Annotated in this window: 23 protein-coding genes; 4 read left to right on the forward strand and 19 right to left on the reverse strand. The window is 65.9% G+C overall.

The window, feature by feature from the left end:
- The first annotated feature begins 10 nt into the window (after positions 1-10).
- The gene (locus MHY23_RS00265) at positions 11-2038 is read left to right on the forward strand and encodes a maltotransferase domain-containing protein (RefSeq protein WP_239305930.1); all 2028 of its coding nucleotides are present in this window, start codon (positions 11-13) and stop codon (positions 2036-2038) included.
- 8 nt (positions 2039-2046) lie between these two features.
- On the forward strand, positions 2047-4236 hold the full coding sequence (gene glgB, locus MHY23_RS00270; RefSeq protein WP_239305931.1) for a 1,4-alpha-glucan branching protein GlgB: 2190 nt from the start codon (positions 2047-2049) through the stop codon (positions 4234-4236).
- Here the strand turns inward: glgB and MHY23_RS00275 are convergent.
- The 19 genes from MHY23_RS00275 to rho form a co-directional block, all read right to left on the reverse strand.
- Entirely contained in the window at positions 4233-5066 is an 834-nt protein-coding gene (locus MHY23_RS00275) for a tetratricopeptide repeat protein (protein ID WP_239305932.1), read from the reverse strand. The two genes, glgB and MHY23_RS00275, sit on opposite strands and share 4 nt — an antisense overlap.
- Before the next feature lies 1 nt (position 5067).
- Positions 5068-5370 (reverse strand): MTH1187 family thiamine-binding protein, encoded by a 303-nt coding sequence (locus MHY23_RS00280; RefSeq protein WP_181888249.1) that lies wholly within the window; start codon positions 5368-5370, stop codon positions 5068-5070.
- Positions 5371-5380: 10 nt separating this feature from the next.
- A complete protein-coding gene (locus tag MHY23_RS00285) occupies positions 5381-5668 on the reverse strand; it encodes a hypothetical protein (RefSeq protein ID WP_239305933.1) in 288 nt (95 codons plus the stop codon).
- On the reverse strand, positions 5668-6360 hold the full coding sequence (gene nucS / locus MHY23_RS00290; protein ID WP_239305934.1) for an endonuclease NucS: 693 nt from the start codon (positions 6358-6360) through the stop codon (positions 5668-5670). Before nucS ends, MHY23_RS00285 begins: the two co-directional genes overlap by 1 nt.
- A 22-nt stretch (positions 6361-6382) precedes the next feature.
- Positions 6383-6847: a DUF2550 domain-containing protein gene (locus tag MHY23_RS00295; protein ID WP_239305935.1), complete on the reverse strand. Its 465-nt coding sequence runs from the start codon at positions 6845-6847 to the stop codon at positions 6383-6385.
- Between the two features lie 140 nt (positions 6848-6987).
- Positions 6988-7356 (reverse strand): F0F1 ATP synthase subunit epsilon, encoded by a 369-nt coding sequence (locus tag MHY23_RS00300; RefSeq protein ID WP_239305936.1) that lies wholly within the window; start codon positions 7354-7356, stop codon positions 6988-6990.
- A gap of 11 nt (positions 7357-7367) precedes the next feature.
- Positions 7368-8879: a F0F1 ATP synthase subunit beta gene (atpD, locus tag MHY23_RS00305; protein ID WP_236883397.1), complete on the reverse strand. Its 1512-nt coding sequence runs from the start codon at positions 8877-8879 to the stop codon at positions 7368-7370.
- Positions 8880-8882: 3 nt separating this feature from the next.
- The gene (locus tag MHY23_RS00310) at positions 8883-9851 is read right to left on the reverse strand and encodes a F0F1 ATP synthase subunit gamma (protein ID WP_181888245.1); all 969 of its coding nucleotides are present in this window, start codon (positions 9849-9851) and stop codon (positions 8883-8885) included.
- 51 nt (positions 9852-9902) lie between these two features.
- Positions 9903-11567, reverse strand: a complete 1665-nt coding sequence (atpA, locus tag MHY23_RS00315) for a F0F1 ATP synthase subunit alpha (protein WP_181888244.1) — start codon at positions 11565-11567, stop codon at positions 9903-9905.
- A gap of 8 nt (positions 11568-11575) precedes the next feature.
- On the reverse strand, positions 11576-12409 hold the full coding sequence (locus tag MHY23_RS00320) for a F0F1 ATP synthase subunit delta (RefSeq protein ID WP_239305937.1): 834 nt from the start codon (positions 12407-12409) through the stop codon (positions 11576-11578).
- 5 nt (positions 12410-12414) lie between these two features.
- A complete protein-coding gene (locus tag MHY23_RS00325) occupies positions 12415-12987 on the reverse strand; it encodes a F0F1 ATP synthase subunit B (RefSeq protein WP_239305938.1) in 573 nt (190 codons plus the stop codon).
- A gap of 47 nt (positions 12988-13034) precedes the next feature.
- Complete coding sequence (locus MHY23_RS00330; protein ID WP_034999811.1) at positions 13035-13280, reverse strand: ATP synthase F0 subunit C; 246 nt, start codon at positions 13278-13280, stop codon at positions 13035-13037.
- 97 nt (positions 13281-13377) lie between these two features.
- Positions 13378-14172 (reverse strand): F0F1 ATP synthase subunit A, encoded by a 795-nt coding sequence (gene atpB, locus MHY23_RS00335; protein ID WP_181888242.1) that lies wholly within the window; start codon positions 14170-14172, stop codon positions 13378-13380.
- A 355-nt stretch (positions 14173-14527) separates the two neighbouring features.
- The gene (locus MHY23_RS00340) at positions 14528-14926 is read right to left on the reverse strand and encodes a hypothetical protein (protein ID WP_070844173.1); all 399 of its coding nucleotides are present in this window, start codon (positions 14924-14926) and stop codon (positions 14528-14530) included.
- A gap of 19 nt (positions 14927-14945) precedes the next feature.
- A complete protein-coding gene (locus MHY23_RS00345; protein ID WP_070844087.1) occupies positions 14946-16109 on the reverse strand; it encodes an MraY family glycosyltransferase in 1164 nt (387 codons plus the stop codon).
- 6 nt (positions 16110-16115) lie between these two features.
- The gene (locus MHY23_RS00350; RefSeq protein ID WP_070844085.1) at positions 16116-16772 is read right to left on the reverse strand and encodes an L-threonylcarbamoyladenylate synthase; all 657 of its coding nucleotides are present in this window, start codon (positions 16770-16772) and stop codon (positions 16116-16118) included.
- A gap of 25 nt (positions 16773-16797) precedes the next feature.
- Entirely contained in the window at positions 16798-17643 is an 846-nt protein-coding gene (prmC, locus tag MHY23_RS00355; protein ID WP_239305939.1) for a peptide chain release factor N(5)-glutamine methyltransferase, read from the reverse strand.
- Positions 17630-18709 carry a peptide chain release factor 1 gene (gene prfA / locus MHY23_RS00360; RefSeq protein WP_181888238.1) on the reverse strand — a complete coding sequence of 360 codons (1080 nt, stop codon included), beginning with the start codon at positions 18707-18709 and terminating at the stop codon, positions 17630-17632. Before prfA ends, prmC begins: the two co-directional genes overlap by 14 nt.
- Entirely contained in the window at positions 18709-20451 is a 1743-nt protein-coding gene (gene rho / locus MHY23_RS00365) for a transcription termination factor Rho (protein ID WP_370642075.1), read from the reverse strand. The genes prfA and rho overlap by 1 nt, the downstream gene beginning before the upstream one ends.
- Positions 20452-20691: 240 nt before the next feature.
- Between rho and MHY23_RS00370 the strand changes: the two genes are divergently transcribed.
- Together MHY23_RS00370 and MHY23_RS00375 are read left to right on the forward strand one after the other, a co-directional pair.
- Positions 20692-22422 (forward strand): long-chain fatty-acid--CoA ligase, encoded by a 1731-nt coding sequence (locus MHY23_RS00370; protein WP_239305940.1) that lies wholly within the window; start codon positions 20692-20694, stop codon positions 22420-22422.
- Positions 22423-22451: 29 nt separating this feature from the next.
- Positions 22452-23597 (forward strand): glycerol dehydrogenase, encoded by a 1146-nt coding sequence (locus tag MHY23_RS00375; protein WP_194989515.1) that lies wholly within the window; start codon positions 22452-22454, stop codon positions 23595-23597.
- The last annotated feature ends 134 nt before the right edge of the window (positions 23598-23731 follow it).

Consider the following 23731-nt stretch of genomic DNA (forward strand, 5'->3'; position numbering starts at 1 on the left):
GGTCTGAAAAATGGTTGCTCGCTTTGGCATCGACGATGTGCGCCCCCAGGTTTCCGGGCGCACGCTGCCCGCGAAGGCGGTGGTCGGCGAGGTGGTGCCTATTTCGGCGCTGGTGTGGCGCGAGGGCCACGACGCCATCGCGGCGACGCTGGTGCTGGTTTCTCCGTCCGGCGAGCAGTTTTCGGTGCCGATGCACCAGGAGGTCTACCGCCCGGATTACGTCCACGGCATCTTCATCCCCCGCGAAAAGGGGCTGTGGCGCTACCGGGTGGACGCGTGGAGCGACGTGATGGCCACGTGGCGCAATGCGGTGGAGAAGAAGCTCGCTGCCGGCCAGTCGGAAAAGGAGCTCGCCAACGACATCGCCCACGGCGCGGACCTGTTCGCCGCGGCCATCGCCCAGACCCCCTCGCCGCAGGTGCTGGAGAACGCGCGCACATTGCTTCTCGACGACACGCTGCCGCTCGCCGACCGCATCGCGCCCTGCGTCTCAAGTGAGGTGCGCGACGTGCTGGCCGAGTACCCGCTGCGTGAGCTGGTCACCCGCGGACCCGTGGCCGACATCCTGGTGGAGCGCCGCGAGGCGCTGGTGAATTCCTGGTACGAGCTGTTCCCCCGCTCCACCGGCGGCGTGGACGCGATGGGCAACCCCGTCCACGGCACGTGGGAAACCACCGCGGACCAGCTGCAGCGCGTGGCCGACATGGGCTTCGACACCGTGTACTTCCCGCCGATCCACCCCATCGGCGAGGTCAACCGCAAGGGCCGCAACAACACGCTGACCCCGGAGGACGGCGACGTCGGCTCGCCGTGGGCGATCGGGTCCAAGCACGGCGGCCACGACGCCTTCGACCCGAACCTGGGCGGCGAGGACGAATTCCTCGACATGATGGACCACGCCAACGAGCTAGGCCTGGAAATCGCCCTCGACTTCGCCCTGCAGGCCGCCCCCGACCACCCGTGGGCGAAAGAGCACCCGGAGTTTTTCACCGTGCTGGCCGACGGCACCATTGCGTACGCCGAAAATCCGCCCAAGAAGTACCAGGACATCTACCCGCTGAACTTCGACAACGCCCCGGAGAAGCTCTACGCCGAGATCTACCGCGTGCTCATGTACTGGGTGGACCTGGGCGTGACCACGTTTCGCGTGGACAACCCGCACACCAAGCCGGTGGATTTTTGGCACTGGTTGATTGCGAAGGTGCACGAGACCGACCCGGACGTGATCTTCCTGGCGGAGGCGTTCACCCGCCCGCCGCGCATGTACGGGCTGTCCAAGGCCGGGTTCTCGCAGTCCTACACCCACTTCACGTGGAAGACCACGAAGGCGGAGCTGACCGATTTCGCCCAGCTGCTCGTCGACGTCGCAGACGTCTCCCGCCCCAACCTCTTCGTCAACACCCCCGACATCCTGCACGCCACGCTGCAGCAGGGCGGCCCGGCGGCGTTTGCGCTGCGCGCCACCCTGGCCGCCACCATGAGCCCGCTGTGGGGTGTCTACTCCGGCTACGAGCTCTACGAAGATCGCCCCGTTAGCGAGGGCAGCGAGGAGTACCACGACAGCGAGAAGTACCAGCTGCGCCACCGCGACTTCGCCGCCGCGCTGGAAAAGGGAGCCTCGCTCGAGCCGTACCTGACGCTGCTCAACACCATCCGCCGCGACAACCCGGCGCTGCAGCAGCTGCGCCAGATCCGCTTCCACGACATCGCCAACGAGCAGATCATCGCCTACTCCAAGGTCGATGCGGAGACCGGCAACGCGGTGCTCGTGGTGGTCAACCTGGATCCCTCCGCCACCCAGGAGGGCATGCTGCGTGTCGACGCCTCCGCGGTCGGCCTCAATGACGGCGAAACCTTCGAGGTGCACGACCAGATCACCGGCGAGCGCTACACCTGGACCACCGCCGAGACCGGCAACTTCATCCGCCTCGCCCCCGAGAAGAACGTCGCGCATATTTTCCGGTTGCCGGAGGTGCCTTCGGTTCGTCGAGAAGCACTTGCGTACCGTCAGATCTCAGACCACGACTACCGTCCCTAAGGAAGCTCATGAACACCGACCTGCTCATCCCCGAAGGCGACCGCCAGCGCCTGACCGAGTGCAAGCACCACGCGCCCCACGATTTCTACGGCTGGCACCGCGTGGGCGCAGGATCCGTCGTGCGCACCCGCTTCCTCGGCGCCGAGCGCGTGGAGCTGCTCATCCACAACGGCGCCCGCGCCATGGAGCCCATCGGCGACGACATCTGGGCAATCTCGCTTGACGACGAGCACGCGCCCGACTACCGCTTCCGCGTCACCTACCCGGGTGCCGAACCGCGCATTGTGGCGGACGCGTACCACTTCCTGCCCACCCTGGGCTCGCTGGACCTGCACTTGATCAACGAGGGCCGCCACGAGCGCCTCTGGGAGGTCCTCGGCGCGAACGTGCGCTCCTACGAGACCTCGCTCGGCGAGGTCCGCGGCACCTCGTTTGCCGTGTGGGCGCCGAACGCCCAGGGCGTGGCCGTCATCGGCGACTTCTGCGAGTGGAACCCGAACCAGTACCCCATGCGTTCCCTCGGCTCCTCCGGTGTGTGGGAGGTTTTCATCCCCGGCATCGGCGACGGCGCGACCTACAAATACGCCATCCAGACCGCCGACGGCACCCGCGTGGACAAGGCCGACCCCCTGGCCAAACGCACGCTCACCCCGCCGGAGACCGTCTCCGTGGTGGCCGCGCCGAGCGAGTTCGAGTGGACCGACGAAGAGTGGATGAATGCGCGCGCCGGCATCGACGCCACCAACTCCGCCATGAGCGTCTACGAGTGCCACATCGGGTCCTGGAAGCAGGGCTCCAACTACGCCCAGCTGACCGAGGAGCTCGTGCCCTACCTGGTGGAAAACGGCTTCACCCACGTGGAGTTTCTGCCCGTGGCGGAGCACCCCTTCGGCGGCTCCTGGGGCTACCAAGTCACCGGCTACTATGCCCCGACCGCGCGCTGGGGCTGCCCGGACGAGTTCCGCAAACTCGTGGACACCCTGCACGCCAACGGCATCGGTGTGCTGGTGGACTGGGTGCCCGCCCACTTCCCCAAAGACGACTTCGCGCTCGCGCGTTTCGACGGCTCCGCGCTCTACGAGCACCCCGACTGGCGCCGCGGCGAACAGAAGGACTGGGGCACCTACGTCTTCGACTTCGGACGCCGCGAGGTGCGCAACTTCCTGGTGGCCAACGCCCTGTACTGGTGCGAGGAGTTCCACTTGGACGGCCTGCGCGTGGACGCCGTGGCCTCGATGCTCTACCTGGACTACTCCCGCGAGCCCGGCGAGTGGCTGCCCAACCAGTACGGCGGCCGCGAGCACTGGGAGGCCGTGCAGTTCCTCCAGGAAATGAACGCCACCGTGCACCGCGAGCACCCCGGCGTGCTCACCATCGCCGAGGAATCCACCGCCTGGCCGGGCGTGACCGCGCAGACCGACGCCGACGGACTCGGCTTTTCGCTGAAGTGGAACATGGGCTGGATGAACGACACCTTGGAGTACTTCTCCCTGGATCCCATCCACCGCTCCTACCACCACAACGAGATCACGTTCTCGCTGGTCTACGCGTTCTCCGAGCGCTACGTGCTGCCCTTTAGCCACGACGAAGTGGTCCACGGGAAGGGCTCGCTGTGGACTCGCATGCCCGGCGACGACTGGAACAAGGCCGCGGGCCTTCGCGCCCTGTACGGCTACATGTTCTCGCACCCCGGCAAGCAGCTGTTGTTCATGGGCTGCGAGTGGGGCCAGACCACCGAGTGGGACGAGGCCCACTCCGTGAACTGGGACAACATTGCCGACAGCTGGGGCCACGGCTACCACCGCGGCATCCAGCGCCTCGTGCGCGACTTAAACCGCGTCTACCGCGACACCCCGGCGCTGTACTCGCAGGACAACACCCCGATGGGCTTCCAGTGGGTCAAGGGCGACGACGCCGCGAACAACATCCTCGCCTACATCCGCTGGGGCGTGGACGCCACCCCGGTGCTCGCCGTGGTGAACCTCTCCGGTGCCTCCCAGCCCAACTACCGCCTCGGGCTTCCCGAGGCCGGCGAGTGGGAGCTTTCGGTCAACACCGACGACGCCGTCTACGGCGGCGCCGGCAACGACCTGCCGCAGGTGCTCACCACCGAGCCGACCGAGTGGGACCGCTTCGAGCAGTCCGCCGAGCTGCACGTGCCGGCGATGAGCGCGCAGTACTACATCCTGCGCCGCTAGAACAGGGCGCTGGCGAGCCGGGTGCGCGCCGCGATCACGCGCGGATCGCCCGGCTCCAAAAGCGTCAGCAGCTCCAGCAGCCGCTCCTTCGCGCGCGGCTCGGTCTTCACGTGCTCCAGCAGCCGGTCGAAGGCCGCCTCAGGCTGGCCTGCGACAAACTCCTTGTCCGCCATCCACAACAGCTTCTCGACGTCACCCTCCGGCTCCCGCTGCCCCTGCACCCTCTTGAGCACGGCCACGGTTGCCTTCGCCTGCTTGACGTCCGCGTTGGTGGGATCGTCCGCGAGGATCTCGTCGTAGACCGCCGTGGCGGCGTCGAAGTCACCCGCGTTGAGCGCCTCCGTCGCGCGGTCCAGGCGCGGGTCCTCGGCCTTTTCGGCCGGCGTGGTGTCGTCGGCAAGCCCCTGCAGCTGCGGGCCCACCTGGCTGACCAGGGCGCCCACCCACTGCTCGAGCTCGTCCGCAGGCTGGTTGCCCTCAAAGTTGGCCACCGGGCGCCCGCCCGCAAGCGCGACCACCGTGGGCAGCACGCGCACGCCCATCGCCTGGGCGACCTGCGGGGTGGTGTCCGCATCCAGGTAGCCGACCAGGAAGGCGCGCTGGCCCGCCGCCAACTTCTTAAACTGGGCCTTCAAGCTCTCCGAATCCGGGCTGCGCGGCGTGCCGATGAGCAGCACCACGGGAATCTGCATGGAGCGCTCGAAGATGTCCTTTTCAACGTTGGCTTCGGAGACCGTGATAAACGGCTCGAAGCCGCCCTGCGCCTCGTCGTTGCGGTCCGCGAGCGCTCCCAGGTCGATCGCGCCGCCGGTGAACTGCGGGTTGGTCATATTACGCCTCCAGGTGCTTGTTCAGGGATTCGACTTTCTGCTGCATCATGTTCTCGTAGCCGGGGCGGATATCCGCCTTGACCACCAGCGACACGCGCGGGGAGACCTCCTCCACCGCCTGCGTCGCCCGCTTGATCACGTCCATGACCTCGTCCCACTCCCCCTCGATGGTGGTGAACATCGCCGTGGTCTCGTGCGGCAGGCCCGACTCGCGGACCACCTTCACCGCCCGGGCGACAACGTCGGACATCTCCGCGTTAGAGTTTTCGGTCATGGTCGGTGCCACAGAAAACGCTGCAATCATGCGGCCAATCCTAGCGCCGCTGCCAACAGTGCTTGTGCCAGTGCCTCCGGTCGTCCGCGCCACGGCCGGTATCGCGCGGCCACGCCACCACGTGCGCCACCCCGGGTGGGATGTTCTGGTTGCAGCCCGGGCAGATGTAGTACTTCGTCGCAGCCGCCGACCCGATCTGGCGGACCTTGAAGATCTCCCCGTTGGTCCAGCTCGGCCCCTCCATCTCTTGGGTGCCGATGAACGTGGAGCCGTCCCTGGGCAGCACGTACCGCGACACCTGGTGCTGGCGTCGGTTCCTCCGCGGCATCAGAACAGGCGCAGCTCCGCGGACTCGATGCCGCGCAGCTCGTCGTAGTCCAGGGTCACGCACTCGAAGCCGCGGTCGCCCGCGAGCGTGCGCGCCTGCGGCTTGATCTCCTGCGCTGCAAACACGCCGCGCACCGGGCGCAGCAGGTCGTCGCGGTTGAGCAGCTCCACGTAGCGGCTGAGCTGCTCCACGCCGTCGATGCCGCCGCGGCGTTTCACCTCCACCGCCAGCGTGCCTCCGTGAGGGTCGCGCGCCAGGATGTCCACCGGCCCGATCGCGGTCGGGTACTCGCGGCGCACCAAGGTCACCCCGTCGCCGAGCGTGGTGATGTGCTCCGCCAAAAGCTCCTGCAGGTGGGACTCCACGCCGTCCTTGACCAGGCCGGGATCCTGGCCGAGCTCCTTCGTCTCGTCCAGCAGCACCTCGGAGATGGTGATCCGCAGCTGCTCGCCCTTCGGGTTCTCCACGATCCACAGCTCTTCGCCGGTGTCCTCGCCGTCCACGTCCACCACCTGCTCCACCCGAGTGGTGCACGGCGGCGTCATCCAATTCAACGGCTTGTAGGCGCGGTCGTCCGCGTGAATGGACACAGACCCGTCCGCCTTGACCAGAATCAGGCGCATCGCCTCCGGCAGGTGCGCATCCAGGCGGCCGACGTAATCCACAGAGCAACGGGCTATGACAAGACGCATGCCTGTCAGGGTACAGCCGCCCTTAGCGCTGGTTTGCATCGCGCTGCGCGCGCTGGGCCAGCGAACGCACGTCGATACGCTCCTGGCGCACATCCGGTGCCGCCTCCACCCACGACACCAGCCCCATCTCCGTGTGGCGGTCCGCCGCGAACTCGAAATCGCCCTGCGGGCCAGTAAAGCGGAGGACGTGACCGATCTCCGGCATGAACTCCCGTTCACCTTCGGTCACGTCCCTGAAGCCCTCAAACTCCACCCCGCGGCGATCCAACTCCACGTCGTGGTGGAATGTCAGCGAGCGCAGCTTAAAAAACAGCAGCCGCTCGCCGTCGTAGCGCAGCACGCCATGCCGCCAGCCGTGGATGCCCTCTGCCGGCAGCTCGCGCATCATCGCTCGCGCGCCGGAGTTGCGCACCATGGCAAAGCGCCACCCCGCGGCCGCTGCGAGGACTACCAGGAATAGCGCTGCAACAACTGCGACGACCATCATCCCGGCCAAACCTCCTCGACCACGCTGGATAGACATTTGCCAGTGATCATATCGCACAAATCTGAAACACCCCCTCCCGGTTTCCCGGGAGGGGGTGTGTTCGTGGCGGTCGGCGTCTATGCCTTCCTTGCCAGAGACGTCTACTGGCTCTGGCGGCGAACCGCGGCGAGCTCCGCCTCGGAACGTGCCTTGACAACGCGGTCCTCGTCGTGGAGGTGGGACTCCGCTTCAGCGGTGTCAACCTCGTCGGCGAAGATCGCGTAGTCGGCCAAGATGGTCACCTTGTCGCCCACAACGGACAGGAAGCCACCCTGGACGGCGGCGACAATGCGCTCGCCGTCCACCGGGCGGATGGTCACCACACCGTTGTCCTTGAGCTGGCCAAGGAGCGGCTCGTGGCCAGGAAGGATGCCGATCTCACCCTCCGTGGTCTGGGCGGTGACGATGCTTGCCTGGCCTTTCCAGAGCATGCGGTCGACCGCGACCAGTTGAGCGGTAAGTTCAGCCATCTTCTACCCTCCTACGCCTGCAGCTTCTTGTACGCAGCCTCGACGTCGTCCAGACCGCCAAGGCCGTTGAAGGCCTGCTCCGGGTAGTGGTCGAACTCGCCCTCGCAGAGACGGTCGAACGCGTCGATCGTCTCCTCGAGCGGCACGTAGGAGCCCTCGTCGCCGGTGAACTTCTTTGCGACGAAGAAGTTCTGGCCCAGGAAGCGCTGGATCTTACGCGCGCGCTGCACGGTGATCTTGTCTTCCTCGGACAGCTCGTCCATACCGAGGATGGCGATGATGTCCTGCAGCTCCTTGTTCTTCTGCAGGATACCGATCACCTTCTGCGCGACCGCGTAGTGACGCTCGCCGACGATGCCCGGCTCGAGGATACGAGACGTGGAGGTCAGCGGGTCCACGGCCGGGTAGATGCCCTTCGACGCGATCGAACGGGAAAGCTCGGTGGTCGCGTCGAGGTGGGCGAAGGTGGTGGCCGGAGCCGGGTCGGTGTAGTCGTCCGCCGGCACGTAGACGGCCTGCAGCGACGTAATCGAACGGCCCTTGGTCGAGGTAATGCGCTCCTGGAGCACACCCATCTCGTCGGCCAGGGTCGGCTGGTAGCCCACGGCGGAAGGCATGCGGCCCAGCAGGGTCGACACCTCGGAGCCCGCCTGGGTGAAGCGGAAGATGTTGTCGATGAACAGCAGCACGTCCTGGTTCTGCACATCGCGGAAGTACTCCGCCATGGTCAGGCCGGACAGGGCCACGCGCATACGGACCCCCGGCGGCTCATCCATCTGGCCGAAGACAAGCGCGGTATCCGGCAGCACGCCCATGTCCTCCATCTCGAGGAACAGGTCGGTGCCCTCACGGGTGCGCTCGCCGACGCCGGCGAAGACCGAGGTACCGGAGAACTCGCGTGCAATACGCGTAATCATCTCCTGGATCAGCACGGTCTTGCCCACACCAGCGCCACCGAACAGGCCGATCTTGCCGCCCTTGACGTACGGGGTGAGCAGGTCGATGACCTTAATACCGGTCTCCAGGATCTCGGTCTTACCCTCGAGGTCCTTGAACGCCGGCGGCTCGCGGTGGATGCCCCAGCGCTCGCCGTTCTCGCCCACCGACGGGTCGTCCAGGCACTGGCCGAGCGCGTTGAACACGTGGCCCTTCACCTGGTCACCCACCGGCACGGAGATCGGGTTGCCGGAGTCTGCCACCTTAGCGCCACGGACGAGGCCATCGGTCGGCGCCATAGCGATGGTGCGCACGAGGTTGTCGCCCAGGAACTGGGCGACCTCGAGCACGATGGTCTTGGACATCTCGCCGAGGTCGATGTCGACCTCGAGCGCGTTGTACAGAGCGGGCAGCTCGCCACGCGGGAACTCCACGTCGACGACTGCGCCGATGACGCGCACGACACGGCCATTCTCAGAACCGCGCGGGTTCTGAGTGTTCTCGACCTGAGCCGGTGCGGTGTCGGTCTCAGAAGCCGCACCCGCCAGCTCGTCGTTGCGCTCATCAAAAGAGTGAGCAGTAGTCATGATTTAGTCACTTTCTCCACTACCGGACAGCGCGCCAGCGCCGCCGATAATCTCGGTGATTTCCTGGGTGATCTTTGCCTGACGGGCTTGGTTAGCTTCACGGGACAGGTCGTTAGCCAGCTCCGTAGCATTATCCGTCGCGTTCTTCATAGCCGTGCGGCGCGATGCCGACTCCGCTGCAGCGGACTCCAGGAAGATCGAGTAGAGCAACCTGGAGACGTACACCGGAAGCAATTCTTCCATCAGCGTGTCAGCGTCGGGCTCGAAGCTCATGTCCGGGCCCACCTCGCCGGAGGTGGTCAGCATGTCCTGCTGCTCGTACTTGAACTCCTCCAGCACCGGCTCAATCGGCAGGAGCTGGGTGACCCGGGCCTCCTGCGACAGCATGGAGACGAACTCGGTGTAGACGACGTGCACGACGTCGAAGCCGCGCACGGATGCACCTTCGGCACCGTCGACACGCAGCGGCACCGAGCCTTCGGAGCCTGCCATGTAGCCGTCGATGATCTGGTGGCGCACGCCGTGGGTGTCATCCCACGACGGCTGCTGCGAGAACCCGGTCCAAGAACCTTCAACGTCCATGTCGCGGAACCTGAAGTGCGTGACACCCTTGTTGCCGGTGACGTAGCGCACTACCTCGTACCCGGCATCGGTGAGCATGCGCTCCAGCTGCGCGGCCTTCTTCAGGACGTTGTGGTTGTAACCGCCGGCCATACCGCGGTCAGAAGTGACCACGAGGATTGCCGCGACCCGGCCGTTCTCACGCTCGTGGAGCATGGGGTGGGCCAGGGAGCTCGCGGACGCGAGGCGTTCCATGACGTCTTTCAGCTCGTCGGCGTACGGCTTAGCCGCCTCGACGCGCTGCTGGGCCTTGGTGATCTGCGCGGTGGCGATCAGCTCCTGGGCCTTCGTAATCTTCTTCGTTGAGTTGACGGACCTGATGCGGTCGCGCAATTCGCGAAGCGTTGCCATGGTGTTTCCTCCCTTCCTTTATGTAGTAGTCCTAGTCGCGTTGCACGCGCACTAGGAGCGGCTGACGTTGAGCTGGTTCTTGGCCACGTGCTTGGAGTCGAGCGGCTCCGCCTCGGCCTCGCGGACGATGCGCTCGCCGGAGGAAGCCTGGAAGTTACGCGCCAGGTCCTCGTTGATGCGCAGGATCGCGGCCTGAGAGTCGTCGTCAAGCTGCTTGCCGCCCGCAATCTGGTCGTAGACCTGCGGTGCGTTGGCGCGGATGGCCTCGTGCAGCTCTGCCTCGTAGCGGCGGACATCCTCGACGGGAACGACGTCGAAAACGCCCTGGTTCGCGGACCAGATCGAGATGATCTGGTACTCGACTGCCTGCGGAGAGTTCTCGGACTGCTTCAGCAGCTCCACCAGACGCTGGCCGCGCTCGAGCTGCTTCTTGGAAGCGGCGTCGAGGTCGGACGCGAAGGCCGCGAAGGCCTCCAGGTCGCGGTATGCGGCGAGGTCAAGACGGAGGTTACCGGCAACCTTCTTCATGCCCTTGGTCTGCGCGGCGCCACCGACACGGGACACGGAGATGCCCACGTCGATAGCCGGGCGCACGCCCTGGTTGAAGAGGTCAGACTGCAGGAAGACCTGGCCGTCGGTAATCGAGATGACGTTGGTCGGAATGAAGGCGCCCACGTCGTTCGCCTTCGTCTCGATGATCGGCAGCGCGGTCAGGGAGCCGGCACCGAGCTCGTCGTTGAGCTTGGCGGCACGCTCCAGCAGGCGGGAGTGCAGGTAGAACACATCGCCCGGGTATGCCTCGCGGCCCGGCGGGCGGCGCAGCAGCAGGGAGATGGCACGGTATGCCTCGGCCTGCTTGGTCAGGTCATCGTAGATCACCAGGACGTGCTTGCCCTGGTACATCCAGTGCTGGCCCAGGGCGGCGCCGGAGAACGGTGCCAGCCACTTGAAGCCTGCGGAGTCGGATGCCGGAGCCGCCACGATGGTGGTGTACTCCAGTGCGCCGTTGTCCTCCAGAGTCTGGCGCACACCGGCGATGGTGGAGCCCTTCTGGCCGACGGCGACATAGATGCAGCGCACCTGCTTCGACGGGTCACCGGTCTCCCAGAATTCCTTCTGGTTGAGGATGGTGTCGATGCAGACTGCGGTCTTGCCGGTCTTGCGGTCGCCAATGATGAGCTGACGCTGGCCGCGGCCGATCGGCGTCATGGCGTCGATCGCCTTGAGGCCGGTCTGCAGCGGCTCCTCGACCGGCTGGCGGTCGAGCACGCTTGCGGCCTGGAGCTCCAAGGCACGCTCTTCGTTGGACTCGATGGGGCCCAGGCCGTCGATCGGCTGGCCCAGGGGGTTGATCACGCGGCCGAGGAAGTTCTCGCCGACCGGGATCGAGAGAACCTCGCCCGTCCGCTTGACTTCGTCGCCCTCGGAAAGGGTCTCAAAATTACCCAGCACCACGACACCGATGGAATCGGTCTCGAGGTTCTGTGCGACGCCGATGACGCCGTTCGGGAACTCGAGCAGCTCGTTCGTCATGCAACCTGGCAGCCCGGAAACCTGGGCAATACCATCTGCAGCCGAAGTCACCACGCCGACCTCCTCACGGGAGGCCTCCGCGGAGTAGCTCGAGGTGTAGTTCGCTATCGCGCTACGGATCTCATCGGAGGAGATCGTCAGCTCCGCCATGTTCTTCCTGCTCTCGGTAGTTTCTTCCAGCATGTTGTTTTCTATTTGGTCGCCTGGGCCGCCATGTCGGTGCGCAGGCGGTTAATCTTCCCGCGCGTCGAACCGTCGATGACCTCATCGCCCACACGGACAACCATTCCGCCGAGGAGGCTGGGGTCAACCTCAGAGTGGATGGCCATCTCGCGACCGTAAATCTGCTCCAGCTTGCGGGCCAGTGCATCGCGCTGGGTGTCGCTGAGTGCCTCAGCGGCCTTCACGCGTGCGACAGCCTTGCCACGCAGCTCCGCGACGCCCGCGGCCAGCTCGGCCAAGTCGTCGACGGGGTTGTGGTTGGGGCGGCCGATAACCTGCAATGCCAGTGCCTCGGTGAACATCGTCACCTTGCCGTAAATCACGCTAGCCAACAGTCCGCGCTTCTGCGCCGGGGTCGCGGTGCGGTCGGAGAGCAGCTGGGTCAGCTCCTTCTCCCCTTCGAGCAGCGTGGAGAGCTGGTACAGCTCGTTTTCCACCTGCTCCAGCTGGCCCTGCTCCTTGGCACCCAGCTCCAGCGCGCGACGGCCGAGGTTGACCAGACCAGCGCGGAACTCGCGCGGGGTCGACCACTCCTGCTGCGCTGCAGCGGTGAGGATGTTCAAGGTGGGCTCCGCAACCTTGTTGCCGAAGACGTCGCGGATGATGCCCTCGCGCTGCGAGGACTTAAGCGACGTGTCGGCCACGGCGATACGCAGTGCGCGCTCGGTGTCGAGCTGGTCCACGGTGAGGAACAGCTCGGTACCGATCTGCGCAGCCACGGCGACGGAATTGTCGGCGTTCCGGATCAGCTCTTCGAGCTTGCCCGTAACGTGCGACTGTGCTTCGCGACTAGCTGCCTTCATCTCGCCTACTTCCTCGTCGACACGTGGTCGAGCTCGCTCAGGAACTCGTCGATCGTGTTCGAGCGGCGGGTCGAATCCGACAGCTCGGTGCCCAGCAGACGCTCAGCCAGCGAGATGGAGTTCTGGCCCATCTCGTTGCGCAGCTCAGCGACAACCTCCTCGCGGGAGGCCTGCAGCTGCTTCTCGCCGGAGGCGATGATGCGGCGGGCCTCTTCCTCGGCGCGGGCACGAGACTCAGCCTCGATTTCCTTGCCGCGGGTGCGGGCGGCTTCACGGATCTCAGCGGCCTCGTGGCGCGCCTCCGCAAGCTCGGCGTTGTTCTTCTCCAGGGCAGCCTTGGCTTCTTTTTGGGCGACCTCAGCACGCTCGATGCCACCCTTGATTCGGTCTTCGCGCTCCGCCAGCACTTCCTGGAACTTCGGAATGACGTACTTCGCAAAAAGTAGGCCGACGATGATGAAAACGACAAGAGACCAAACCACGTCGTACGCTGCCGGCAGAAGAATGGAAGGTTCCTTCTCCAGCGGCAGCTTCTCGCTGGCCTCTGCGGCAGCGAGGAATGCAGTGACGTCAGTCATTGGTTGCTCCTGATCTAAAAAATGTACGGGTTACTCGTTCGTGTTTTTTAGAACAGGAAGCCGGCGACGAGGCCGATCAGGGCAAGCGCCTCAACGAAGGCGATACCCAGGAACATGGTGGTGCGCAGCTGGCCAGCCATCTCCGGCTGGCGAGCCATGCCCTCGACGGTCTTGCCGACGAGCATGCCGATGCCGATGCCCGGGCCGATGGTTGCGAGGCCGTAGCCGATGGTGCCGAGACCCTCGTAGCGGTTCACGGTCTCCGCTGCCTGAGCAAGAATGATGTCGTTCATGTGAAAGTCGTTCCCTTTCTAGGTGCTCTCCCGCGGGGTGCGGGTGAGCGAGTGACAGATGGTGGGGTTATTCAGTTGGCCGTGTGGTCGCGCTTTGTTAGTGCGCATCCGCGTGCAGCGACAGCTCGATGTACACCGCAGTCAGCAGAGCGAAGATGTACGCCTGCAGGAAGATGATGATCAACTCGTATGCGGTGAACAGCAGCGCTGCGATGAGGGTCAGGCCACTCACTGCCGTCCATGCGTTCAGCTGCCAGAAGAAGAAGTTCGTGGCGGAGTACAGCAGGACGAGAATGATGTGGCCAGCCAGGAAGTTCGCCATAAGACGAAGAGCCAGGGTGACCGGACGCAGAATAAACGTCGAGAAGAACTCGATCGGCACCACCAGGAGGTGGAGCAGCGGCGGAAGGCCGGGAATCACGGTCGAGTGCTTGAAGTATGCGATGCCGTAGCGCTTCACGCCGGCGTAAATCATCGCAATGTAGGCCGCAACCGCCATGACGATCGGCATGCCGATACGTGCGTTAGGCGAGATGTTCAGGCCTGGGATGATCGTTGCGACGTTCATGAACAGCGTGGTGAAGAAGATGGTGCACAGCAGCGGCAGGAACCGCTTGCCGTCCTTCTTCCCCAGCGTGTCCTCCGCGATATGCACGCGGACGAAATCGACACCGATCTCGGCGACATTCTGCAAGCCCTTGGGAACCAGCTTCGGGTTCCGGAAGGCAATAACAAAGAGGAGCACCAAAATCGCCGCCATGAACAGGCGGACGAGCATGATGCGATCGAGTGCGAACCACCCATTAGCGAAGTCTTCGCCAATGAGCTGGCCGTACGTCTGCCCCGGGAAAAATTCTGGACCAAGCGAAGGTGCGTGGAATTCACCCTTCATGGCCAAAGTTGTAACGCTCAGCGTTCTCTCCCGTTCTCGGGCCGCGCTCCGATGCGCTCGGCGCGCGGTGCGATGGACGTCTTCAACAAAGACTGCCTCCGCGGCGGACTCCGTCGCACATCTGCTTCCGCGGGGGCAGGGGATGTCGTTCTTGCGCCGGTTTCCCCTGCTTACGAGGGTTAATATCGACTCGGAACAAACCCAGCGGTAATCCTAACAGGCCGTCCGCGCAAAGTAGGTTTTACCTGTGTAGTTGTCCCCCCGACGCACCACCCCAACCCACGAAACCGGGCAACTACCCAGCTCGGACGCTTTTCCGCCCTGCTGTTAGGTCTGTCACAGCTTGCGCGTACCTCTAATCCAGGTAGGTGGTGCGGGTGGTAATCAGACCCCAGGTTTCGGCACCCAGGGCGACAACTAGCGCCGCCATCGTGGTGATGCCGAACGCCTGGTGGTCGTAGAAGTCGAAGCCGCGGATCCACAGGAAAAACAGCACCAGCACACCCATCTTGAGCAGCCAGCCGCCGAGCACGATCGCCATCGTGGCGTTCGGGGTGGAGTTCGAGGTGGCCAGCACGGTTGCGGCGGTGAGCAGCACGAAGCTTCCGCCCACTGCGACGCCCATCAGCGCGGCCCAGATGCCGGGCAGGTCGCGGGCGGCGCCCCACCCCATCAGCGCGACCACAGTGAGCACCACGAGCGCCCAGCTGGCCACCTTCAGCGCGCGCACGAGAGGCTTGCGGTGGTCGGTCATGGCGTTAGCGTCGTTGACTTCAAGCGGTTTCACGCTGCGTCATCCTACCCGCCGGGCCGATCTTTCCCTTGGCCAAGGGCACCAGCGTGAGCAAAAACGCAACCAGCAGCGCCGCCACGCTTAACGACGCCGCGACTTTGAACGGCACCACGGAAAAGCTCACTGCACCGAAGGCGACGGCGGAGACCCACATGTAGAGCACCAGCACGGTGCGGCGGTGCGTGTGCCCGAGCCGAAGTAGGCGGTGGTGGATGTGCCCTGCGTCCGCGGCAAACGGGCTCTGCCCGCGCGCGGTGCGGCGGATCACGGCCCACACCAGGTCCAGCACTGGCAGCGCGATCGCGGCCAGCACAACGATGATCGGGCTGACCAGCGCCACTAGGTCGGCGGCGCCGTAGAGCGACATGTTGATCTTGCCGGATGCCGAAATCGACGCCGCGGCGAGCAGCAGCCCGATCAGCATCGCCCCGGAGTCGCCCATGAAGATGCGCGCGGGCTCGAAGTTGTGGGGCAAAAATCCCGCGCAGATCCCCACCAGGATCGCGCAGATGATCGCCGGCGGGTAGGCGGAGACTGCCCCGCCCTGGTCGTGGAGCACCGCCAGCGAATAGATCAGGATCGCAGAGCCCGCGATCATGCCCAGCCCGGCGGCGAGCCCGTCGATGCCGTCGACGAAGTTCACTGCGTTGATGAGCAGCACCGTAAACAGCGCGCTCAAGACCATGCCCTGGGCTTGATCCAGGATGAGCGTGGTGCCCTCCCCGAACGGCAGATAGAACACGGTGAAGATAATGCCCAGCGCGGTCATGATGATCGCGGCGGCGAACTGCCCGATTAGCTTGGTCAGCGCGCGCAGCTCGTACAGGTCGTCCACCACGCCGACGAGCACGATGGCGAGCCCGCCCACCAGTACCGCAGTCATTTCCGGGGTCACTGGGGCGAACCCGCGGGTCAGCGCCGGCAACTGCTGCGCGAGCCCGTAGGCAGCCAAGAATCCGGTGAACATGGCCAGCCCGCCTAGCGACGGGGTCGGCTGCGTGTGCACGTCGCGCTGGCGGATCTCCGCCACCCTGCCCGTGCGCACGAGCATGGACCGCACCGGCCCGGTGGCCAGGTACGTGACTGCGGCCGCCACGAGCAGGACAAGTCCCAGCTCACGCAGCGGAACACCGGAGGCGTTCATCGGCGGCTACTTCCTCCGCAAGCTCTCCGGGTCAAGTCCTAAGACCTGACCAATGCGTTCGGCGGAAATCGCCCCCTCACGCAAGATCCGCGGCGCGGGCCCGGAAATGTCGATGATTGTGGACGGCTCCCCGATCTCCGCCGTGCCCCCGTCGAGGTAGATGGGCACCTCGTCGCCGAACTGCTGCCGCGCCTCGGTGGCGGTGGTCGCCGGCGGGTTGCCGGAGATGTTGGCGGAGGACACGGCCATCGGCCCGGTCTCCTGCAAAAGCTCGAGCGCCAGCGGCTGGTTCGGCATGCGCAGCAGCACGGTGCCGCGCGTGTCGCCCAGGTTCCACGGCAGGCTGGGTGCCTCGGGCACGACGATGGACAACCCACCCGGCCAAAACGCCTCGACCAGCGTCTTGGCGGTTTCGGTGAATTCGCGCACGAGCCCCTGGATGGTCACCCAGGAGCCCACCAGCACCGGCACCGGCATGTCGGGCCCGCGGCGTTTGGTGGCCAGAAGTGTTTCCACGGCGTCGTTGTTGAACGCGTCGCAGCCGATGCCGTACACGGTGTCCGTCGGCAGCACGACGCAGCGGCCGGCCCGGACGGCGTCGGCGGCCGCGCGCACGCCTTCGATGCGCTTCTGCGGGTCGAGGCAGTCGTACGTTTCCCTCAATGTTCGCTCCTTGGCCGTCGGGCAGTTACCGGGCTAGCTTACTCGCCGTGACAAACCGAGCCCGCCCAGTCATGTCCTCCAGCGGGCGCACGTCCGCGAAACCGCCGGCGCGCAGCTCGGCCTGCACAGCCTCGGAGGTGGTGTCGTCGTGCTCGATGCCCACCGCTCCCCCATCTTTGAGCATTTGCTTGACCGCGGGCACGAGCCCGCGAATCGCCGCCATCCCGTCCGCGCCTGAAAACACTGCCTCGTGCGGGTCCGCGTAGACCTCCGCCTGCAGCTCGGGCGTCTCCGGCACATACGGCGGGTTGGTCACCACCACGTCCGCGTTGATCCCGGCGAGCAGCTCCGGGTCGGTCATGTCGCCCGCCACCGCGTTGACCTGAGGCGCAAGCTTCTCGACGTTGCGCTGCAGGTAGGCGCGCGCCGCCTCCGAGCGTTCCACGGCGTAGACGTTCGCGTCCGGCCTGGCGCGGGCCACCGCGATGGCTAAGGCTCCGGTGCCGGACCCGAGGTCGACGACGGTGGGGGCCGGAGGTGCGTCGATAAGCTTCCGCACCGCCCACTCGGCGAGGACCTCTGTTTCGGGCCGGGGGATGAACACGCCGGGGCCGACGGCGAGGTCGACGCCGTAAAACGGCGCGGTGCCGGTGATGTGCTGCAGCGGCTCGCGCCCGGCGCGGCGGTCGACGAGCTCGGTGTAGCGCCCGCCGAAGTCCGCCGGCGCTTCAGCGAACATGAGCTGCATCGGCGCGACGCCGAGCACGTGCGCGGCAAGCAGGCGCGCATCCACCTCAGGCGAGTCGACGCCCGCCTCGCGCAGCGTGTTTGTGGCGCTCGCGATCTGGGAGCGGACGCTACTCTGCTTCAAGACGCTCCTGGCGCTCGTGGGTCTGCAGCGCCGTGATGAGGTCGTCCATGTTGCCGTCCAGCACCGAATCCAGGTTGTTGGACTTGTAGTTGATGCGGTGGTCCGAGATGCGGTTCTCCGGCCAGTTGTAGGTGCGGATGCGCTCGGAGCGGTCCATGGTGCGCACCTGGGACGCGCGGCCCTCGGCCTCCTCCGCCTCCTGCTTCTCGCGCTCGAGCTGGTCCAAGCGGGCCTGCAGCACCTGCATGGCACGGGCGCGGTTCTGGATCTGCGAGCGCTCGTTCTGGCAGGTCACCACAATGCCGGTGGGCAGGTGGGTGATGCGCACGGCCGAGTCGGTGGTGTTCACGCCCTGGCCGCCCTTGCCGGAGGAGCGGTACACGTCGACGCGCAGATCCTTCTCGTCGATGTTGACGCTTTCAATCTCGTCGGCTTCCGGGAAGACGTACACGCCGGCGGCAGAGGTCTGGATGCGGCCCTGGGACTCGGTGACGGGAATGCGCTGCACGCGGTGCACGCCGCCCTCGAACTTCAGCTTGGACCAGGCGCCGTCGCGCGACGGGTTCTTGGACTTGACCGCGACGGTCATGTCCTTCACACCGCCCAGATCGGACTCTGCGACGTCGAGGACCTCCCAGGTCAGGGCATGCTTCTCGCAGTACTTCTGGTACATGCGCGCCAAGTCGCCGGCGAACAGCGCGGCTTCTTCGCCGCCGGCGCCGGCCTTGAGCTCCATGATGATGTCGTCGCCGTCGTGCTCGTCGCGCGGAGCGAGCAGGTCGGCCAGCTCCTCCTCCAGGCGGACAATCTCGCCCTCGAGGCGCTTGGCTTCCTCGGCGAACTCCTTGTCCTCGTTGGCCATCTCGGCGGCGGCCTCGTGGTCCTCTTGTGCCTGGGTCAGGTCGTTGTAGACGTTGATGATCGGCTGCAGCTCCGCGTAGCGCTTGGACAGCTTGCGGAACTGGTCCTGGTCGCCCGCTACCTCCGGGTCGCCCATTTGGGCCTGGATGCCCTGGTATTCGGCGACGTAGTCGTCGACAAGCGAAACCTGCGTCTTGTCTGCCATTAGGAGTAGTCCTCCTCCATCTCGGTCTGCGCCATCGGCGCGGAGTTGGCCACGCCGATGAGGAACTCGCCGTTGGTCTTCGTCTTCTTCAGCTGCTTGATCAGCATGTCAATGGACTGCTGCGGATCCAGAGCGGAGAGGATGCGGCGCAGCTTGTGCATCACGCGCGCCTCCTCCGGGCTCATCAACAGCTCGTCCTTGCGGGTGCCGGACGGGTTGACGTCCACAGCCGGGAACACGCGGCGCTCCGCGATCTTGCGGTCCAGCTTGAGCTCGGCGTTGCCGGTGCCCTTGAACTCCTCGAAGATCACCGTGTCGCCGGCCGAGCCGGTCTCCACCATCGCGGTGGCGATGATCGTCAGCGAGCCGCCCTCCTCGATGTTGCGGGCGGCGCCCAGGAAACGCTTCGGCGGGTAGAGCGCGTTGGAGTCCACGCCGCCGGAGAGGATGCGGCCGGACGCCGGGGATGAGTTGTTGTACGCGCGGCCCAGTCGGGTGATGGAATCCAGCAGGACCACCACGTCCTGGCCCATCTCCACCAGGCGCTTCGCGCGCTCGATTGCGAGCTCGGCCACGGCGGTGTGCTCTGACGGCGGGCGGTCGAACGTGGAGGCAATCACCTCGCCGTTGACGCTGCGCTGCATGTCCGTGACTTCCTCCGGACGCTCGTCCACCAGCACCACCATGAGGTAGCACTCCGGGTTGTTGGTGGCGATCGCGTTGGCGATGTTCTGCAGAATCGTCGTCTTACCGGCCTTCGGCGGGGAGACGATCAACGCGCGCTGACCCTTACCAATCGGCATGACCAGGTCGATCACGCGGGTGGTGAGGATCTTCGGCTCAGTTTCCAGACGCAGACGGCGGTTCGGGTACAGCGGGGTGAGCTTGTGGAACTCCTTGCGCGCCTTCGCCGCCTCCGTGGTCTGGCCGTTGATGGAATCCACGCGCACGACCTGGTTGTAGCTGCGGCGGTTGCGGCCGTTGCCCTGCGAGTGGGACTGGCCGTTCGCGCGCACCTGCGCCGTCACCGCGTCGCCGGAACGCAGTCCGGACTGGCGCACCAGCTTCTGCGGCACGTAGACGTCCGCGTTGGACTGGCGGTAGCCGGTGGTGCGGATGAACGCGGAGCCGTTGTCCTGCACGTCTGCGATACCCGCGACATCCTGCAGGTCCTCCGGGTTGAAGTTCTGGTTGTCGTTGTTGGCGTTGTTTCCGCCGCCGTGGTTGTGGTCCCGGTTGCGATTACGGTTGCGGCGCCCGCGGCGGCCGCGGCGGCCCCCGCCGTGGTGGTCGTCGTTGTTGTTTCCGCCGTGGTTGTTGTTGCCGCCGTGGTTGTTGCGGCCGCCACGGTCGTTGTTGCCGCGCTCCTGATTGCCGTCCTGCTCGTCGCGGTTGTCCCGGTTGTCCCGGTTTTCGCCGCCCTGCTGCTCGTCGTGCTGCGAGCGCGCGCGGTTGCGGCGGGCGCGGCGTGCCGCGGAGCGCGACGCCCCGCGGGACTCGTCGTCGTCGCCAGGCTGCTGCTTCTCAGCTGGCTCGGCCGGCTTCTCCGCCTTCTCCGGCTTCTCCACCGGCGCAGCCTTTTCGGCGGCGGCCTTGCGCGGCACCTGCCCGGTGACGATGGCCTGGATGAGTTCCCCCTTGCGGAGCCCAGAGATCCCCTTGAGTCCCTTCTCGGCGGCGAGCTTGCGCAGCTCCGGAATCTTCATTGCGGCGAGGTCGGCCGCGGTGCCGGTTTCGGTCACGTGTGTCCTTTCGTCGCTAAGCCAGCTGCTTCATCGCGCAGATATTCGCGTTTGCATACACCGGTAGCGGTCGTGTGCGGTCTTACGGATCCCGCGGGCCCGGGGAAACGTTCCTCCCGGTTGCTCCGCCAGCACCCTCGACCGGAAAAGTTCCGGGACGGGTGCAATTCGCACGATCCACGCAAAAGTGTAGCGCATAGAAGGCCCTGCGCTAATCAGGCCCGCGCTAACATGGCCTGCATGCTTTCAACGATGCAGGAGGTGCCGTTCTCCGTCGCCAGGATTTTGGAGTTCGGCACCACCGCCCACGCCAACACGAAGTGCACGACGTGGCGCGCATCCGGCGCGGAGGAGACTACGTTCGCCGAGATTGGCGCGCGCGCCGCGGCTTTTGCGCACGCGCTGCACAGCGACCTGGGCATCGACGGCGACCAGCGTGTCTCCACGCTGCTGTACAACTGCGCGGAGCACATCGAGGTGATGTTCGCCGTCGCCGCGAAGGGCGCGGTGTTCAACCCGTTGAATGTGCAGCTCATGGTGGATCAGATCGCGTACGTGGTCAACCACTCCGAGTCCGAAGTCATCGTCGCGGACCCGCGCCTGGCGGAGAAGCTCGGCGCAATCTTGCGGGACTGCCCCACCGTGCGCGCGGTGGCGTTTACAGGCATCGCCCCGCTTGACGACGCCGCTGCGCACCTCCCCGACACAGTCCAGGTGTACAGCTACGAGCAGCTTCTCGACGGCCGGCCGACGTCCTACCCATGGCCCGAACTGCCGGAAAACACCGCCGCAGCGCTGGTGTACTCCACCTCCACCACCGGCGCCCCGAAGGGCGTGGCGTATTCGCACCGCTCCCTGTGGTTGGAGGCCACGGGCCTGCGCGCCACAGACTCGTTGGCCGTGACCCACGGCGAGACCTTTTTGTGCTGCATCCCCATCTACCACGTGCTCAGCTGGGGCGTGCCGCTCGCCGCGTTTTTGGCCGGCACTCCACTGGTGCTGCCGGATTCGGACATGTCCGCGCCCACCCTGGCCAAACTCATCGCCGGCACCCACCCTCGCGTGGCGCACGGCGTGCCCACCCTGTGGATCCAGCTGATGGTGCACTACCTGCACAACCCGCCCGAGCGCATGAGCCTGCAGGAGATCTTCGTTGGCGGCTCCCCCGCCCCGCCCGCACTGATCAAGGTTTGGGAGGAGCGCTACGGCGTGGACGTGGTGCACGTGTGGGGCATGACCGAGACCTCCACCGTCGGCACCGTGGCGCGGCCGCCGTCGGGCGCGTCGGGTGAGGCCCGCTGGGCCTACCGCGTCTCCCAGGGCCGCTTCGCCCCCACCCTGCAGTACCGCGTGGTCAACGACGGCCAAGTCATGGCGCCCACCGACCTCACCCAGGGCGAGATCCAGGTGCGCGGCAACATGGTCGCCGCCAGCTACTACCACTCGCCCACCCAGGAGCCCGGCGAGATCGCCTCGCGCTTCCGCGGCGAAGATGTCGACGACGAGCGCGAGCACTTCACCGCCGACGGCTGGCTGCGCACCGGCGACGTGGGCACCGTGACCAACGCCGGCTTCCTCACGCTCTACGACCGCGCCCGCGACGTCATCCGCTCCGGCGGCGAATGGATCTACTCCGCCCAGGTGGAAAACCTGATCATGGAATCCGAAGAAGTCATCGAGTGCGCCGTCATCGGCATCCCCGACGACAAGTGGGGCGAGCGCCCCCTCGCTGTGACCAAGCTGACCGCCGAGGTCGCCCCCACTGCGGAGACCGCCGCTCGCCTGCGCGCCGGGCTCGCCGACGTGCTGCCGAAGTGGATGGCGCCCGAGTACTGGACCTTTGTCGACTCCATCGACAAGACGTCCGTGGGCAAGTTCGACAAGAAGGACCTGCGCAAACACCTCGCCAAAGACGAGTTCGACATCATCGCCTTGCCCGGCCCCGGCAGCCGGCCGAAGGCGACGTCGTAAAGCGAAAAGTCACGGTACGATGGCGGGGCATGACAGCAAAGCCAAGCATTTTCTCCAGTCCATCCCGCTACGTGCAGGGCAAAGATGCCATCCACGAGCTGGGCAAGTACCTGAAGCAGCTCGGCGAGAACCCGCTGCTGCTTTCCGACGACACGGTGTGGGGCCTCGTCGAACAGTCCCTCACCGACGGGTTTGAAAAGGAAGGCCTCCCGGTCAACCGCGTCAAGTTCGAAGGTTTCGCAACCGCCGAGCGTGTCGACGACACGGTCAAGCTGATCAAGGACAATAACTACGACGTGGTGGTCGGCCTCGGCGGCGGCTCCGCCATCGACTCCGCGAAGGCCGCCGGCTTCGAGGCGGACATCCGCTGGGCTTCGGTGCCCACCGCGGCGTCTTCCGACGCTCCGACTTCCACGCTTTCGGTGATCTACACCGAGGACGGCGCCTTCGACGAATACCGCTTCTTCCCCCGCAACCCCGACTTGGTGCTCATTGACACCCAGCTGGTCGCCGGCGCCCCGGAGCAGTTCCTCGTCGCTGGCATCGGCGACGCCATGGCTACCTGGGTGGAGGCACGCGCGACCGCAAGGGGCAACGGCACCACCATGAACGGCGGCCACCCCACTCGCGCAGGCGCTGCTCTTGCAGAGCTGTGCGCTGACATTCTGCGCAAGGACTCCTTCGCCGCCCTCGATGCGGTTCGCGCAGGCGTAGTCACCCCGGCGCTTGACGCCGTGGTGGAGGCGAACACCCTGCTGTCCGGCCTCGGCTTCGAGTCCGGCGGCTTGGCCGCGGCGCACGCCATCCACGACGGCCTGTCCGCCGCCGAGCAAACCCACGGCCTCTCCCACGGCGAGAAGGTCAACATCGGCACTCTCGCCCAGCTGATCATGGAGGGCGCCGACTCCGAGGAGATCGAAGACTTCATCGAGTTCACCACCAAGGTCGGTCTGCCTACCACGCTGACTGAGGTGGGCCTGTCCCCCGAGGACACCGACGTCCTCGAGGCTGTTGCCAAGGCCGCGACCGCCGAAGAGGAGACCATCCACAACATGCCGTTCCCGGTCGAGCCGGCCCAGGTTGTCGAGGCGCTGATCACCCTCGAGCACACCGCCCGCCGCGTCCGCGAAGAGCGCGGCCTGCCGGAACCGAAGAAGTACGAGGCGAAGCACTAAGCTCGCGCGATCCGGGGCCGCACGATGCTTTCGTGCGGCCCCTTTTTATGCCCGTTTTTATGCCTGTTTCCGCAATTGCAGAACGTTCGGACACAATCGGACATATCGAACATACCCCCGTTTTCCATTTTCCA

Origin of the sequence: Corynebacterium sp. ACRQP, assembly GCF_022345915.1 — a bacterium.
GTDB classification, from domain to species: Bacteria; Actinomycetota; Actinomycetes; order Mycobacteriales; family Mycobacteriaceae; genus Corynebacterium; species Corynebacterium lehmanniae.

Coding starts and splice junctions, on each gene's coding strand:
- MHY23_RS00265 (WP_239305930.1), top strand. CDS start 11: ATGGTTGCTCGCTTTGGCATCGACGATGTGCGCCCCCAGGTTTCCGGG.
- glgB (WP_239305931.1), top strand. CDS start 2,047: ATGAACACCGACCTGCTCATCCCCGAAGGCGACCGCCAGCGCCTGACC.
- MHY23_RS00275 (WP_239305932.1), bottom strand. CDS start 5,066: ATGACCAACCCGCAGTTCACCGGCGGCGCGATCGACCTGGGAGCGCTC.
- MHY23_RS00280 (WP_181888249.1), bottom strand. CDS start 5,370: ATGATTGCAGCGTTTTCTGTGGCACCGACCATGACCGAAAACTCTAAC.
- MHY23_RS00285 (WP_239305933.1), bottom strand. CDS start 5,668: ATGCCGCGGAGGAACCGACGCCAGCACCAGGTGTCGCGGTACGTGCTG.
- nucS (WP_239305934.1), bottom strand. CDS start 6,360: ATGCGTCTTGTCATAGCCCGTTGCTCTGTGGATTACGTCGGCCGCCTG.
- MHY23_RS00295 (WP_239305935.1), bottom strand. CDS start 6,847: ATGATGGTCGTCGCAGTTGTTGCAGCGCTATTCCTGGTAGTCCTCGCA.
- MHY23_RS00300 (WP_239305936.1), bottom strand. CDS start 7,356: ATGGCTGAACTTACCGCTCAACTGGTCGCGGTCGACCGCATGCTCTGG.
- atpD (WP_236883397.1), bottom strand. CDS start 8,879: ATGACTACTGCTCACTCTTTTGATGAGCGCAACGACGAGCTGGCGGGT.
- MHY23_RS00310 (WP_181888245.1), bottom strand. CDS start 9,851: ATGGCAACGCTTCGCGAATTGCGCGACCGCATCAGGTCCGTCAACTCA.
- atpA (WP_181888244.1), bottom strand. CDS start 11,567: ATGCTGGAAGAAACTACCGAGAGCAGGAAGAACATGGCGGAGCTGACG.
- MHY23_RS00320 (WP_239305937.1), bottom strand. CDS start 12,409: ATGAAGGCAGCTAGTCGCGAAGCACAGTCGCACGTTACGGGCAAGCTC.
- MHY23_RS00325 (WP_239305938.1), bottom strand. CDS start 12,987: ATGACTGACGTCACTGCATTCCTCGCTGCCGCAGAGGCCAGCGAGAAG.
- MHY23_RS00330 (WP_034999811.1), bottom strand. CDS start 13,280: ATGAACGACATCATTCTTGCTCAGGCAGCGGAGACCGTGAACCGCTAC.
- atpB (WP_181888242.1), bottom strand. CDS start 14,172: ATGAAGGGTGAATTCCACGCACCTTCGCTTGGTCCAGAATTTTTCCCG.
- MHY23_RS00340 (WP_070844173.1), bottom strand. CDS start 14,926: ATGACCGACCACCGCAAGCCTCTCGTGCGCGCGCTGAAGGTGGCCAGC.
- MHY23_RS00345 (WP_070844087.1), bottom strand. CDS start 16,109: ATGAACGCCTCCGGTGTTCCGCTGCGTGAGCTGGGACTTGTCCTGCTC.
- prfA (WP_181888238.1), bottom strand. CDS start 18,709: ATGGCAGACAAGACGCAGGTTTCGCTTGTCGACGACTACGTCGCCGAA.
- MHY23_RS00370 (WP_239305940.1), top strand. CDS start 20,692: ATGCTTTCAACGATGCAGGAGGTGCCGTTCTCCGTCGCCAGGATTTTG.
- MHY23_RS00375 (WP_194989515.1), top strand. CDS start 22,452: ATGACAGCAAAGCCAAGCATTTTCTCCAGTCCATCCCGCTACGTGCAG.